The organism is Metabacillus rhizosphaerae (genome assembly GCF_037201795.1).
GTDB lineage: Bacteria > Bacillota > Bacilli > Bacillales > Bacillaceae > Metabacillus > Metabacillus rhizosphaerae.
The window spans coordinates 5,399,085-5,414,044 of record NZ_CP147403.1 but is presented as its reverse complement, the minus strand read 5'-3'; the positions used below and the strand labels follow the sequence as shown (position 1 = coordinate 5,414,044).

Below are 14,960 nucleotides of genomic sequence, written 5' to 3'. Positions count from 1 at the left end.
AACAATAGGAGGTTCGGTTAAATTAAACCTAATTAATAGGAGGAAAAAACAAATGAATAAAGATAAAAATTGTGTAGATGTTAATCAATCTGCTTCGGTGAACCATTGTGAGAGCGTGCTAGTAGATCCTGTAACTACTCCAGCGGGAGCAAGAATAATAAGAGTTCCTGTTACCCTTGCGGAATTAGAAGTTAGTACCAGCCTCGTTGCAAATATACATTTTCCAGACCCTGTTCTTGAAATTAAGGATATTAAAAAGAGGGTGAAAATTGTTCAGTGTCGTCTAATGACACCTCCAGCACCTACAGCTGCACCTACATTCTCTACAGGACCTTTTCAGTTATTTTTAAAAGGATTTGTTCGTAAAAACATTCAATACGCAACACCTTCTCCGCATTCATCAGGGGAGTGTGTATCTTCAGTCATTAAGTCTCTTACAACTGACATTCCGTTTGAATGTGTGACTACTGTTACACTAGCGTCACCAGTTCTATTACCACAAGTAAATACTCGAACAGAATTTGACTTCTTTAGAGAACAAAAGTTAGGACACGGTTTCCCTGAAAAGGATCATCTTCTTTCAAGTGATCTTTCCCAGTTCCATCAGGAAAGTACTCAGTTCTACAATCAACTCCCATTTTGCGAGTTATTAGCAAGTAATATTACAGAGTGGGATGAGGCAATAGATCGAAAACCACTACCAGGCAATGCTCCGTTTGAAGAAGGAACATTCGAGAATATAGTTGAAAAAATGTTCTTACAATTTACAATTAAAATCTTGCAAAATCAGCAAGTAGAGGTTACAGCTTTATAGACTGAAAACAATTGAATCCTTCTAACTTTGGCGAGTGGTGATAGGATTCAGGCGGAAGGCAATATCATGGCAATTCCTCTAGGTAGGAAGCATGGTATTGTCCTTTCTTGTTTATAAAGCAAGTAATCCTCTACTAATATACATATTCCAAGTTCATAAAAATTGATTGTGTAATTAAACACAGTCTTAAAAGTTTTTTATTTTTTTTACTGCTTAGGAAATTGTTAAATTCTTAAATTGTGGATAAGCGCACGACATCCAGCTCCAGCGCCTAGCCCCTCTTGGGTCTAGCTAATTTAGAATTGAAGGCAAAGAACACCTTCTATTCTAAATCATCTTATTTGCCTGAGGCTGATCAAGGCGGTTGCGCTTTTGTTCCTTAATTTATTTATCTGACTTATATGCGCTCAAAAATTCAAGTTTTTAAATTTTTTTTTTTACCTGAACCTTAAGTTTATAGGCATTTATCACTTGTTCATATTGATGCCGATAGGCAAGTGCCCAGTAACATAGTCATTTATCACGCATATGATGCCCTATCTTGAATTTAGGAGGAGACCAAATGTCTGATACAAATAAAAAAATGCATGACTGTAAGGTTTCAACAAATCAATGTGAATGTGATAATAAGCCTCATCGACCACATGTTAGTATTGGAAAAATCATTGCAAAGGTACCTATCGTTTTAGCAGAGCTTACTCTACAGGTGAATGTAGATGCACTTATTGATTTTCCAGAGCCAGTATTAGAGATAAAAGATATTAAAAAACAGGTGAAAATAACTCAATGTAGATTGCTTCTGCCTACAAACAAATTATTTGTAAAAGGATTTGTCCGCAAAAATATTCAATATGCAAGTCCATGCAAAGACATTGAACAAAGTACGTCAAAAACTGTAGCGTCAGATCTACATTCTTATACTGTCGATATCCCGTTTCAATGTGTGACAGAAATCAAGAAATTTTTATCTAAGCCGGTGATGCCAGAATTAAACAAACGTCAAGAGTTTGATTTCTTTGTTTCAAAATCATTGCCTTCAGGTTTTCCGGAAAAAGATGAATTATTATCAAGTGATTTATCTCAGTTTCACCAGGAAAGTACCCAATTTTTTAATGAGCTCCCATTCTGTGAATTAATTTCCAGCAAAATAATTGAATGGGATGAAGCAATAGATAGAGTTCATCTTCCAAACTCTGCACCTATTGGCGAAGGGTACTTTACTAAAGTAGAAGAAAAAATGGTTGTTGATATTACCTTGAAGGTACTGCAAAATCAACAGGTTCGTGTTTCTTCTACAACAAATGATGATTGCTACCATGATCATGACTGTGATTGTGATTAATACTAGATGTTAGCTTCTACGAGAATTGAGTAGCAGGGAGGGGATTGGAGAGGATGCTTAACAGCACCTTTCAGGGAAAATGGATAATAAAAGATATGCATATGAAGGATCCTACCCATTTCGTCGGAAAAGAGATAGAAATTCAAGCGATCTTACAAACAGCATAATGGATCGTGGAGAAGATCAACAAAAGAACAGTAACAAACAAATTTTGAATGTGGATGATGAGCAGTATAAGAATACAGGAGCAACTAATAACCAGGTATCGTCAACTAGCAATATTGATAAACAAATTAATTCAGTTCCTTTAATTTTGCCTCGACCAAAGGTGGAGGAACAAAAGATTAAACTAAAGAAAAATATACAAGAAGAATTTGAATATGAGCATGTGAATGAATTCATGCAACCCAAAACATCATCTAATTTAAGTAAAGCAGGTAACAATAATAAGCAAGAGTTGAATGAAGATGAACTTATTCAAAGGAAGGAAAGAATCTCTTCAATGATGAATCAATTTTCTTCAATGCTCGAAGAATCCTTTTCCTTCCAGGATAAGTTCTCTGTTAAGCGCGAGGAATCTTCATCCTTTAGTGATAAGTCTTCATCTGACAGTGAGGAATCCTCTATGCTGGAGGAAGAGTTTTCAAGCAAGCTTGAAAAAGGATCTTCTTTACTAGATGAGCCTGAATCAAGCAATAAAGAAAATACTTTACTACAAAAAGAGTTTTCAGCGATGCTTGTAGAAGGATCTACCGAATGGGATGAGTCTGAATCAATAAACGAGGAAGTCACATCTCTAGAAAAAGAATTTTCAGCGATTCTTAAAGGAAGATCTCCCGAATGGGATGAGTCTGAATCAATAAACGAGGAAGTCACATCACTAGAAAAAGAGTTTTCAGCGATTCTTAAAGGAAGATCTCCTGAATGGGATGAGTCTGAATCAATGAACGAGGAAGTCACATCACTAGAAAAAGAGTTTTCAGCGATGCTTGAAGGAAGATCTTCCAAATGGGATGATTCCGAATCAATAAACGAGAAAGTCACATCACTAGAAGAAGAGTTTTTAGCTATGCTTGAAGAAAGATCTCCCGAGGATGAGTCTGAATCAATGAACAAGGAAGTCACAACCCTAGAAGAAAAGTTTTTAGTGATGCTTGAAGAAAGATCTCCTGAATGGGATGATTGTGAATTAATCAAAGAAGAAGATACTTCATTAGAAGAAGAGTTTTCCGAGATGCTTGAAGAAAGATCTCCCGAATGGGATGATTGTGAATTAATCAAAGAAGAAGATACTTCATTAGAAGAAGAGTTTTCAGAGATGCTTGATGAAAGAACTCCTGAATGTGATGATTGTGAATTAATCAAAGAAGATACTTCATTAGAAGAAGAGTTTTCCGAGATGCTTGAAGAAAGATCTCCCGAATGTGATGAGTCTGAATCAATGAATGAGGAAGTCACATCACTAGAGGAAGAGTTTTCAGCAAAGCTTGAAGAAAGAACTTCTGAATGTGATGAGTCTGAATTAATCAAAGAAGAAGATTCTTCATTAGAAGAAGAGTTTTCCGAGATGCTTGAAGAAAGATCTCCCGAACGGGATGAGTCTGAATCAATCAAAGAAGAGGATTCTTCATTAGAAGAAGAGTTTTCCGAGATGCTTGAAGAAGGATATTCCGAATGTGATGAGTCTGAATTAATCAAAGAAGAAGATTCTTCATTAGAAGAAGAGTTTTCCGAGATGCTTGAAGAAAGATCTCCCGAACGGGATGAGTCTGAATTAATCAAAGAAGAAGATACTTCATTAGAAGAAGAGTTTTCCGAGATGCTTGAAGAAGGATCTCCCGAATGTGAAGAGTCTGAATCAATCAAAGAAGAGGATTCTTCATTAGAAGAAGAGTTTTCAGGGATGCTTGAAGAAAGATCTCCCGAATGTGAAGAGTCTGAATCAATCAAAGAAGAGGATTCTTCATTAGAAAAAGAGTTTTCAGGGATGCTTGAAGAAAGATCTCCCGAATGTGAAGAGTCTGAATTAATCAAAGAAGAGGATACTTCATTAGAAGAAGAGTTTTCAGCCAAGCTTGAAGAAAGACCTCCTGAATGTGAAGAGTCTGAATTAATCAAAGAAGAAGGTTCTTCGTTAGAAAAAGAGTTTTCAGAAATGCTTGAAGAAGGATCTCCCGAGTGGGATGAGTCTGAATCAACCAAAGAAGCAGATAACTCACTAGAAGAAGAGTTTTCAATGAAGCTTGAAGAAACCTCTTCCGTACTAGATGAGTTTGCTCCTTCCGCTGAAGAAGTCTCATCACTACAGAATGAATCTTCTTCAGTTCAGGATGAGTTTATTGAAGATGCTACTTCAAGTCTAAATAGATTTGACTCTTTACTAGATAAATTTTCTTTAATGCTTGAGGATGAGCATGAGCATGCTTCTAGTCAGGATGGTTTTGAAAGAGAGCTTTTAAAGGAGGAAAATAGGGAGGACGAATCTTGCAAAACTCCTTTAAAGCAAAATCTTTCTGAAAATTGTTCACAAAAATCGCACCTCCCAATAGTAAAACTTCCTGTTTTGCTTGCTAAAACGAACATTGATATCGATATTTTTAATTCGTTAGAATTGTCATTGCCAATAGCAAATATAACTAAAATTGAGTGGGCGATTGATTCTTTAGAATGCCGTGTGCTATTACCTTCAACTACTGTTTTCTTGAAAGGGATACTGATAGCAGATATCCAATATGTAAACGAGAACCCTACACACACACTTCATACAGTAAAGGTTCCAGTTCCATGGGAGAAAATTATTACTATTAAGTGGCTTTACCCTCCTGTCTTATCAGGCAGCAGTCAAAGAGAGTTTATGTTTGGATCACATGATGCTGGAGAGGTTAGTTCACATTACGAGTATTGTCAGATAATTACAGATCAAATTGAATATTCTTTACGAAGTATCAACTTTGTATGGCATGATGAAGTAGGATCTCAGGCAGAGACGCCAAAGGTCTCTATTCAAGGAAGAGCCAAACTTGCTATCGATCTATTGCAGCAGCAGTATATTGATCTTAATTCAGCAGGGAGCTTTCATTAGGTAAATGTATAAAAAGCAAGGGTGCCTCGTTTTTTTATGAGACACCCTTTCCCTTTACTAGTGATTAGCGGCCAATAATATTTCTGAATCTATCGTAGATTGTTTCTGGTTGTGCAAAAGTTCCAAAGCCACCACCAGCTGTAGGAGTTGGAATAGGTGTAGGTTCTTGTTGTTTTTGGAATAATTTAATTCCAAGTACAACGTCCATTTTCTCAACAATTTTATCAAATCTTCCCCAATTATCATGGTTTCTGAAAAGATCCCATTCATCGACTACAGCAAAAAGTAATTTACATTGTACCGGTTCAGTAAAGATCTCAAAATGCAATGAGCCAGTTGTGCAATCATCTGCACCCATGCCGTCAGCTGCGAGTTCTCTTCTTTCAAGAATATTATTTTTAATGCTAAACTCACCAAATGGATATTCAGCAGGTAGTGTAAGAGGTACAATTTGGTAACATCTAAACGGCACATTTACGCTATAGTCTTTTACCCACCCCTGGCAGTCTTCAACATATTGAATATTTTTATGAACGTAGCCTTCAACAAATAACTTTGCAGTCAAATTTGTAGGATCGAAGGAATTACGCACCACTTTACACTGAGTCAATTTAACATTTTTCCGAATGCTTTTAATATCCGTTGCATGTGAAGGGAGCTTAATATCCGCTTCGACTTGTGTTTGCAGTACTACATCCGCCAAAACAACTGTAAGTTCTTCAGCACCTGATACTGCAAAAGGTGTAATATTACATTCACCAGATTTTGAATGTACTTTGTCGCACTCCATTTTTGGAGGGCAATCATCGTGACCGTTGCAGCCACAACCTGTATTTTTCATCATACTATTCACTCCTATAAATTTTTGTTTGTCAAAAAGAAATGATAAGTCCAAAAACGTAGTAGATTTAATGACTAGTTTCTTTTAGACATACTATTGTATATGTCTACAATTACAAATAGGAATGGACTTATGTCGATAGACTTTTACACATTTTTTAATTTAATCTGTTTTATGTAGTATCTTTACTCAGGTATGTAATCCTATATTTTTTTGATTCGTCAAATTTCATACATTAATCTTTACTTACAAATATAAATTGATCCTCACAAAGGTGCATGATAATCATAAATTGAAATTGATAAAAGATATTTTTTATAAGGGAGGGACAAAATTGAATGGAATCACATCCTTTAATTTCTATTATTTTTCCAGCTAAAAATGAAGGTGGAAATGTTAAAACAACTCTTGATTCGTTATTTTCAATTGAAACAAATTATCCATTTGAAGCAATTGTCATTGACGATGGATCAGTGGACAATTGCTGTGATTTTCTTAAAACATACTATAAAAAGGAATATATAAAAATGGTCCGAACAGGGGGGATTGGTGCAGCTAATGCACGAAACTTAGGTGCAGAAAATGCATCAGGAGAATATTTCATTTTTTGCGACGCTCATTTGCAGTTTGAAAATTGGTGGATCGACCATTTAATCGAACCGCTGATTTCTGGGAAAACAGATGCAATTACGCCGGGAATTGAAGCTATAGGAAATTCTCAGTTTATTGGGTATGGCCAAACGTTAACGTCCACTCTTGAAATACAATGGAATGGCAAACAAACCGGACTTTTTGAAACAGCTGTGTTACCTGGAGGATGCTTTGCTATCGCTCGATCTGTGTTTGAAGATGTTGATGGGTTTGAGAAGGGTTTTAAAACTTGGGGGCATGAAGATGTGGAACTTTCTATAAAGCTATGGCTTTTTGGATATCGATGTCATGTTCAGCCTAATGTGAAAGTTTTACATTTATTTAGAAACGCCCATCCTTATAGAGTTAGATATGAAGAAGTTTATTATAATTTACTAAGAATGGCCTATTCTCATTTTAATCCAGCCCGTATAGAAAAATGCAAAAAGATAAAAGTATTTAGAAAAGCACAGCGAATTGAAGTACTTGTTCTGGCTAATGGTGTTGAAACGCAACGAGAAACCTATTTTAAAAAACGAAAATTCGATGACGAATGGTATTTTAATAAGTTTAATATAGATTTCTAGTCAAATAGCAAATTTCTTGTCTTTACTTGAATATTTGATGATATATTGCTCCTAGTAATAAAATTAGTTGAAATAAAGAATATTTCTGATTCCAAAAACAGGGGATTTTAAGAGAACTCCATAAGTTTAACCTTCTAAAAAAATATTGTCTTTTATAGTACCAAAAAAGGTGACAAAGATTTAACGGAGTCATCTTTTTTTGTTTTCGTATTAAACGCCCCTAACAATCTCATAAGCCATCTTCATGCTTAATTGCTTAATATACGAATTGGCATTTTATATTAACTTATTAAACCAACCAAGACCTTCCTTAAGTTCATTTTTAATTTTACGTTTGTAATTTCTGCAATAACGATCCTAATTCAAGTTACTATATCTTTCAATACAATCATGTAAAGGAAATAAATGTGTATTAGTCTAAGTGATGCAGTGATTTTTAGGTAAGAAAATTACTTAGCAGCCTATGTCAATAGAAGGATAAAAACATAAGGTAATAAGAGAAGCAGGGAAGTCTGTCAATTAATTTATTAACTAATCATTTTACGGGATTAATGTCGAGTAAGGATGGGATTAAAAGATAGTATAGAAAGGGTTGAGATCCTGAAATGGAATTATGGAGTCTTGTTTGTAAACGGTTAGGCAGAAACCGATTGATAGTTTTGTTCATGCGAAAAAGCCTGTCAGATGTGTCTTATTCAAATTGGAATATAAAATATAAGAATTATATACTTCAGTATATCAAATCAACAATTCCATACTACAATGATCGGTTGAAACTTCAATGAATCAAAATACCAAATTGTTAATAACGGGAGCAAGTGGTTTCACTGGTTATCATGCATGTAAGCATTTCCTTGAGGTGGGGTTTGATATTACAGCTGTTACAAATAAAAATTCGTTTGACCATAACGGGATTAAGTGGGAGCAATGTGATCTTTCAAATAAAGAAAATGTAAAAAAATTAGTAAAAAAAACAAAACCTCAATATGCTCTTCATTTAGCAGGACAAAACCACGTAGGGCAGTCATGGCTGGATCCGATTTCTTCAATAGAAATTAATTCTATGTCCACCGCATATTTAATTGACGCTCTTCGTCAAGAAAATCCTTCTTGTAAAATCATTGTTGTCGGTTCAGCTCTACAATTTGATCCAGCGTCTATATCCACGCTTACTCATCCCTATAGTTTAAGTAAAACCATTCAAGTGCTAATCGCACAAGCCTGGGCCGTTTTATACAACATGAATATTGTGGTTGCTAAACCCTCCAACTTAATAGGTCCAGGATTCTCAAAAGGAGTATGTTCTATTTTTGCACAAAAAATAGTAGATATGGAGGAAGAAAAAGCAGAAAAAGTTCTTGAAGTTTATAGTCTGAATGCTAAGCGTGATTTTCTAGATGTAAGAGATGCCGTAAGAGCTTATAACACTCTCTTAATAAAGGGAAAACCTGGTGAAATATATGAGGTTGCTTCGGGACAGAGTCGTTCTCTAGAAGAAATCATTAACGGGTTTAGATCCATCACAAATATTGATTTCGAACTTAGATCCCAAGTAAATGATCAGGTAGAAAAACATACCGAAATCAGTTCATCAAAACTCATAGATTTAGGTTGGAAACCATCGATTCCATTTGGTACATCTTTAAGGGATATTCTTAACTTTTATCGTACAACTACTCACGAATAGCAGTATTTGCAGATTTTAAGCTTATGTCCATAACATTAAAGCACTTATTGCATATCTTATTAGTGTGAAAAAAACACAGAAACATCCGAAATGACCACTTAAGATAATCTCAAGTAGGATTAGGGTGGATTTTTATTACATCTTATTTGTAAGGAGGTTGATTAATGAATCCAAAGGTCTCAATAATTATTCCATTTTACAACTGCGCCTACGTAGAGCAAGCAATTCAAAGTGCGCTAAATCAAACCTATAAAAATATAGAAATAATACTTGTAGATGATGGTTCGACGATTTTTACTGAAAAAATTGAACCATATCACGGGAAAATTAATTATATAAGAAAAGAGAACGGAGGCACTGCTACAGCATTAAACCTTGGTATTTATGCATCTACGGGAGAATATATTGCATGGTTAAGTTCGGATGATTATTTTCTTCCTGAAAAGATTTCTAAACAAATCGCTTTTATGCTAAGCCATAAAGCAGAGATTAGTTTTACAAATTATGACATCATTGATAAGAATAATAAAGTATTAATCCCTTTTTGTGGTCAACGTTGTTCGAACCTAAATGATGTTTATAGAGCTTTTCTTAAATATAACATTGTTAATGGCTGTACAGTGATTATGAAGAAAGCACTATTTGATCAGGTTGGGTACTTTAGACCTGATTTGCGTTACACACAAGATTATGAAATGTGGTTCCGTTTACTAGTCAGAGGACATAAATTGCATTACCTAGATGAAGTACTCACTAAATTTAGATCACATGAAGAATCTGGCACAAGTAAATATCAACCGGAAATGAGAAAAGAAATGGATACTATTGAAAACTTTTACCGCCCTCTTCTTGTAGAATATATAAAAAGGTTCTAGTACCTAAATTTTACGAGTTATGTCAGTTAAATAATTTTAATGAATATTTTCATTAAAAAAATTAAGCAATGTATAACTTCTATGAATCACCAAAAAAAGGGGGTAAAAAATATTGTCAAAAATGTCTAAAAAAGAACGAGAAGTTCTCATAAAAAATTTAATCAGAGACCCGATACCGTTATATGGAAGAGGATTTCCTTTAATATTTTTTTGGAGTCCAAAGAGCGGCTGTACTTCACTTGTCAAGTGGTTCCTGTTCCAAAATGGATTACTTCAAAAAGCAATTGATTATGATCCTTGGGTGCATAAATATAGAGCTGAAGTATTTCAAAAGCAGAATAATTACACGACTGAATTAACAGATCAACTTTTGAATGATAAAAATGTTACCTATAAACTTGTTCGTAATCCATATAAAAGAGCAGTCAGTTCCTATTTAAGTACGGTAACAAATGAAAATCTAAAGAATAAAGTATTTCCAGGGATCAATAATGGGTTTTCTTTTAAACAATTCTTATTTAAAGTAAAGGATATCGGAGTGAGTAGTGAACTAATAGATCGTCATATTGCACTGCAATATGTTGAGGGTGAAGAATGTATTATTAAAAATTATTTACACTTAGAAAATTTCAATAATGAAATTAGAATGATAGAAAACAAATATAATTTATTAGCGTCTCCTATTCAAAATATCTCTAAGTCACCACATCATATGGCACAAAATATGACCGATAAGGGGAAGGGATCATTCGCAGAGGTAAAATTGACATTGGAGACTGCTGTAGGATCTTTACCAACATATGAAAGTTTCTATGACGGGGAAACAATCGACTTGGTTAAAGAGCTATTTAAAAAGGATTTTATATCATTCGGTTATAATCCAACAAACTTAAAGTAATCTCACAGTAACGTACATTAAAATAATAAGTGCTGAACTCCAACGTAAAAAATCATGTAAAATAAACGATAATATTTTTTTAACCTTCTATCCGTTATCTTGTAAAGCCGGAACATTTTTCAGTTCCGGCTTTATTCTATTAATACGTATAATTAATTCCAAGGGATACAAGCATATTTATAAAATTACGGCAATAAAGATCCGGATTAAAATGTGTCTTTACATGCTCAAGAGCATGTAAACGAATATGTTCTCGTAATTTATAGTCGGTCATTAATTCTTTTGCTTGTTTAACCGCGTCAGCGACATTCCCTAAGGTGTAATACTTTCCTGTTTGATTATGAATGATTGAACTTCTTACCCCATCGGAATCTGTAGTCAATACAGGGCATTTACAGCTCATAGCTTCAAGAAGAGAATAAGGAGCTCCTTCTACCTTTGAAGTTGAACATAAAAAGCCTCCAGAATCGCCAATGATGGAGTAAAAATCGATCATTTGGGAATTAGGTACATTTGCGTGAAGAGAAAGGTTTTGCTGCAAATTAAGTTGTGTAATAAGATTTTTGAATTCAATTCTTTCATTTGGATCACTTATCGTGGGATCTTCAAACATATGTAATTGTATGTTTGGATTGTATTGCTTGATAAGTAGATTTCCTATTTGAAGAAATTCTCTCCAGTTTTTATTATCTTCAATTCGACCAATCCAAGCAATCATTGGGCTAGGATTTGATGGTATTGATCGGTAGGAGAATTGACTTGTATCAAAGCAATTATTAAAACTAAATTTAGGAATTGAAGGATATAGTTCATCTAATAGTTGCATGATGTGAGGAGTTTTTGGATTTAGAAATCCATTAGCATGTGTAGTGACTTGTGGTATAGCATTTTTAAGCGCAGTTCTCGCTACATTTTTTGGGCCATATCCTTGAATTTCTATAATCATCTTTCCTTGGTAACCCATTGATCTAAATCTAGGTAACGCTTGGAAATCTGAAATGACAACGACAGCACTATAATTTCCCTGGTCTAATATTTTTTTTATCTCGTTGTCATTGTTTGTTATAAATGTTGGGGTGTTATGATCATTTACCAATTCTCTCCTTTTTTCATAATAAAGACAATGACCATTAATTTTGTACTTTTTAAGTGCTGTACACCTTTGCCGATTTAAAGTCTCTACTCCACCACTTGGAACGTAGAAAACAAATAATATATTCATTTCTTTCCTCCTCAAAGACAAATTGTTCGAAATTCCCATGAATGGTTTGAACTAAGGTGAAAACCAAAAGAAACAGTTTATTATTTTCGAGGTTAAACTCAATAATAAACAAGAAAGGACTTCATGAAGAAACATATAGTACAAATGACTTTTAAAATAATCAATAACAAGTTCGCAATTTAGGAATGTTTATGATTTACAAAGATCTATAGATAAGTATTTAAATAGAACATAATACAATTTTATGTAAGTGTGTTGTCAATATTCACGTCTTTTTTTGAAACAAGCAGATAGAATATCAGATCCCGGCAAGGTCTGGATGAAGTGTTGCTTTAGTAGGCATTTTACATCGAACATTCCTTAAAATGTTTTCATAATATAAATAATGAATTTTTACTTACTATGAAAGCTTTATTATATGAAAAATCAAGCCTTCGTTTGAACTTGACCTTATTTTATTATCAACTAATAGAGAACGATAAGTAATTAATGTATAAAGGGGTGTCAAAGCAATGAAGGAAAGCTTCGATAAGAACCAGAACCTGCACAATTTACAGGTTTTGACAGAGAAAGTATCCATTGTTATTCCATTCTATAATTGCAAGTATGTTGATAGGGCTATTACAAGTGCACTAGCACAAAGCTACAAAAATATTGAGGTTATAGTCGTGGATGATGGGTCTACAATATACGTTGATAAGATTACACCTTTTTTGAAGGATATTATTTATCTAAAAAAGAACAACGGAGGTACAGCAACCGCTTTAAACGAGGGGATTAAACGTGCCAGCGGAGACTATTTTGTTTGGCTGAGTTCGGATGATGAATTACACCCTTCAAAAGTAGCGCTGCAATTAGATTTTATCAAAAAGAATAAAGCGATGATTTCCTATACAAATTTTATATGGATCAATTCATTGAATCGCCATATAAGCTCACCAATCAACACTAATCTAGATAAAATATCTTTTTATAGGAGTCTCAAAAGTGGGTGTCCAATTAATGGATCAACGATAATGATAAAATTAGATCTTTTCCAAGATGTTGGTTTGTTTGATGAATCTTTAATCTATGCTCACGACTATGATTTATGGATACGAATTGTTCTAAAGTATGAAATACCGTTTTTAGATCAGCCGCTTACTTATTATAGAGTTCATCGAAAAATGGGTACTAGAAAGCATTTACCTGAAATTGAGAATGAGGTACTTACTATACAAAATCGATATGGCCAAAAACTAGATGAATTGATTGCAAAAGTGGAAGGCGGCTTGTAAAAATTGCATTCATAATAAAACAATTAAAGAGATTTAATCTTCTGGGTGAAAAGGGGAGATTTTTTGGTTAGTTTTGACTTTATTACTTTGACTGGGATTTACAAAAGAAGATATAAGTAAAATTAAGTTTGAGGTATTATGTCGGTTTCCTCTCCTCTAGATGATATAAGTTTAAGATGTCCCAGCCATTTCAGGCTGTGACATTTAATGTAGCTATTATGGCCAAGCTCCTCTCCTAAAGTGAAATTATATATTTTCATTTTTTAGCTCTTTTTGCCATTTGTAATAAAACCGTTATGAATATTGAACATAATTGAGACTCCTGTCTATACATTGGTATTTCACATGAATACTTATATAAAGAGAACGAAGGTACGTTCATGTCATATACCAAAAGGGGAAATGTAATTATGAAAATATTACTAGCTACGTTTTGGCCAGTTCCTCATGTAGGTGGAGTATGGAATTATATGCAACAATTAAAAGCAAAGCTTGAGTCTCTTGGCAATGAGGTGGACTTGTTAGGCTACGGTGAGGGAAATAACTATGTTCACATTGTAAATGAAAACCGAAAGATAGAGAAAATTAAGCTGCTTCCTAACGTTAACGCAAAACTAAATGCAAGAAACAACTGGTCTCTTTATTTAAATACAGATCCATTTGTAAATTATTATGAGTTCTATCGTTATTTATTTGAAGAAGGGGTTACTAATTTAGGCTTGGAAAAATATGATTTAATTCATACACAAGACGTCATTTCAACTGTATGTATTAATCGTATAAGACCCCGCAGAACTGCATTAGTAGCTAGCATTCATGGCTGCGTGGCTCATGAGATAAAGCATTCGGTAACTCAAGATCATAAAAGCCCTACCGCCCACCTAGCATGCTTATATATGGATAAACTAGAACATGATGGGGCTACGTCTGCTGAAGTTACTATAGTTGCAAATGAGTGGCTAAAGAATATTCTAACGAGTGAGTTTTATGTTCCCAATGAACAGCTCAAAGTTCACCACTATGGGTACGACACAGAAGCTTTTCTTAACCGAATGAAAGAGAAATCACCTATTCAGCGTCCAGCTGACAAGAAAGTCATCATTTATGCAGGCCGACTTACTGAGACAAAAGGAGTTCATCATTTATTATCTGCTCTTAGCCAGTTACAAAGTATACGTAATGATTGGGTTTGTTGGATTGTTGGAGATGGAGTAAAGCTAGCAGAATTACAAAATCAATGCAAGACCTTAAAGCTAGAAAACAAAGTTTCATTTTTCGGAAACCGGAATGATGTACCTTATTTATTGTCTATTTCTGATATTTTCGTTCTTCCAAGTCTTATTGAAAATCAGCCTTTATCAGTTATTGAAGCACAAATTGCCGGTAAAGCTGTGATTATTAGCGACGCAGGAGGTTTGCCTGAGATGGTTGAGCATGGAATGACAGGTGTAATTACGCCTGCAGGAGATCCAGCGATGTTATGCATCAATATTAATTATTTACTAGAACATGATTCATACAGAGAAAATCTTGGCTTGAGAGCCCAAAAATGGGGCATGGATTATTGGTCGATGGATAAAGCGTTTCAAAATGTTTTGGAAGTTTACAAAAGCGCAATTTCTAAAAAAAATTTCTAATCTGACAACAATGATTAAGCGCTGGATCAAATTTTAAGCATCCGTACATTCAATTCAGAAACTTACTG

Annotated in this window: 11 protein-coding genes; 9 read left to right on the top strand and 2 right to left on the bottom strand. The window is 34.3% G+C overall.

What is annotated here, in order from left to right; genetic code table 11:
• The first annotated feature begins 52 nt into the window (after positions 1-52).
• The 3 genes from WCV66_RS25610 (at position 53) to WCV66_RS25600 (ending at position 5,238) form a co-directional block, all read left to right on the top strand.
• The gene (locus tag WCV66_RS25610; RefSeq protein ID WP_066336231.1) at positions 53-814 is read left to right on the top strand and encodes a CsxC family protein; all 762 of its coding nucleotides are present in this window, start codon (positions 53-55) and stop codon (positions 812-814) included.
• 562 nt (positions 815-1,376) lie between these two features.
• On the top strand, positions 1,377-2,156 hold the full coding sequence (locus WCV66_RS25605) for a CsxC family protein (protein ID WP_066336229.1): 780 nt from the start codon (positions 1,377-1,379) through the stop codon (positions 2,154-2,156).
• A 79-nt stretch (positions 2,157-2,235) separates the two neighbouring features.
• A complete protein-coding gene (locus WCV66_RS25600) occupies positions 2,236-5,238 on the top strand; it encodes a hypothetical protein (RefSeq protein ID WP_338787388.1) in 3,003 nt (1,000 codons plus the stop codon).
• Positions 5,239-5,302: 64 nt separating this feature from the next.
• Here the strand turns inward: WCV66_RS25600 and WCV66_RS25595 are convergent, their stop codons facing one another.
• Positions 5,303-6,082: a CsxC family protein gene (locus WCV66_RS25595; RefSeq protein WP_066335732.1), complete on the bottom strand. Its 780-nt coding sequence runs from the start codon at positions 6,080-6,082 to the stop codon at positions 5,303-5,305.
• Between the two features lie 335 nt (positions 6,083-6,417).
• Between WCV66_RS25595 and WCV66_RS25590 the strand changes: the two genes are divergently transcribed.
• The 4 genes from WCV66_RS25590 to WCV66_RS25575 all read left to right on the top strand — a co-directional run bounded on the left by WCV66_RS25590 (position 6,418) and on the right by WCV66_RS25575 (position 10,756).
• Positions 6,418-7,296, top strand: a complete 879-nt coding sequence (locus tag WCV66_RS25590; protein WP_066335735.1) for a glycosyltransferase family 2 protein — start codon at positions 6,418-6,420, stop codon at positions 7,294-7,296.
• A gap of 781 nt (positions 7,297-8,077) precedes the next feature.
• On the top strand, positions 8,078-8,983 hold the full coding sequence (locus WCV66_RS25585; protein ID WP_066335739.1) for an NAD-dependent epimerase/dehydratase family protein: 906 nt from the start codon (positions 8,078-8,080) through the stop codon (positions 8,981-8,983).
• Positions 8,984-9,147: 164 nt separating this feature from the next.
• On the top strand, positions 9,148-9,858 hold the full coding sequence (locus WCV66_RS25580; RefSeq protein WP_066335742.1) for a glycosyltransferase: 711 nt from the start codon (positions 9,148-9,150) through the stop codon (positions 9,856-9,858).
• A 121-nt stretch (positions 9,859-9,979) separates the two neighbouring features.
• Positions 9,980-10,756, top strand: a complete 777-nt coding sequence (locus tag WCV66_RS25575; RefSeq protein ID WP_066335820.1) for a sulfotransferase family 2 domain-containing protein — start codon at positions 9,980-9,982, stop codon at positions 10,754-10,756.
• A gap of 139 nt (positions 10,757-10,895) precedes the next feature.
• Here the strand turns inward: WCV66_RS25575 and WCV66_RS25570 are convergent, their stop codons facing one another.
• Positions 10,896-11,978, bottom strand: a complete 1,083-nt coding sequence (locus WCV66_RS25570) for a glycosyltransferase family 4 protein (RefSeq protein ID WP_066335750.1) — start codon at positions 11,976-11,978, stop codon at positions 10,896-10,898.
• A 512-nt stretch (positions 11,979-12,490) separates the two neighbouring features.
• Here WCV66_RS25570 and WCV66_RS25565 point away from each other — a divergent pair.
• Positions 12,491-13,255 (top strand): glycosyltransferase, encoded by a 765-nt coding sequence (locus WCV66_RS25565; RefSeq protein ID WP_066335753.1) that lies wholly within the window; start codon positions 12,491-12,493, stop codon positions 13,253-13,255.
• A 410-nt stretch (positions 13,256-13,665) separates the two neighbouring features.
• Entirely contained in the window at positions 13,666-14,892 is a 1,227-nt protein-coding gene (locus tag WCV66_RS25560; RefSeq protein ID WP_066335756.1) for a glycosyltransferase family 4 protein, read from the top strand.
• Positions 14,893-14,960 lie beyond the last annotated feature (68 nt).

Coding starts and splice junctions, on each gene's coding strand:
- WCV66_RS25610 (WP_066336231.1), top strand. CDS start 53: ATGAATAAAGATAAAAATTGTGTAGATGTTAATCAATCTGCTTCGGTG.
- WCV66_RS25605 (WP_066336229.1), top strand. CDS start 1,377: ATGTCTGATACAAATAAAAAAATGCATGACTGTAAGGTTTCAACAAAT.
- WCV66_RS25600 (WP_338787388.1), top strand. CDS start 2,236: ATGGATAATAAAAGATATGCATATGAAGGATCCTACCCATTTCGTCGG.
- WCV66_RS25595 (WP_066335732.1), bottom strand. CDS start 6,082: ATGATGAAAAATACAGGTTGTGGCTGCAACGGTCACGATGATTGCCCT.
- WCV66_RS25590 (WP_066335735.1), top strand. CDS start 6,418: ATGGAATCACATCCTTTAATTTCTATTATTTTTCCAGCTAAAAATGAA.
- WCV66_RS25585 (WP_066335739.1), top strand. CDS start 8,078: ATGAATCAAAATACCAAATTGTTAATAACGGGAGCAAGTGGTTTCACT.
- WCV66_RS25580 (WP_066335742.1), top strand. CDS start 9,148: ATGAATCCAAAGGTCTCAATAATTATTCCATTTTACAACTGCGCCTAC.
- WCV66_RS25575 (WP_066335820.1), top strand. CDS start 9,980: ATGTCTAAAAAAGAACGAGAAGTTCTCATAAAAAATTTAATCAGAGAC.
- WCV66_RS25570 (WP_066335750.1), bottom strand. CDS start 11,978: ATGAATATATTATTTGTTTTCTACGTTCCAAGTGGTGGAGTAGAGACT.
- WCV66_RS25565 (WP_066335753.1), top strand. CDS start 12,491: ATGAAGGAAAGCTTCGATAAGAACCAGAACCTGCACAATTTACAGGTT.
- WCV66_RS25560 (WP_066335756.1), top strand. CDS start 13,666: ATGAAAATATTACTAGCTACGTTTTGGCCAGTTCCTCATGTAGGTGGA.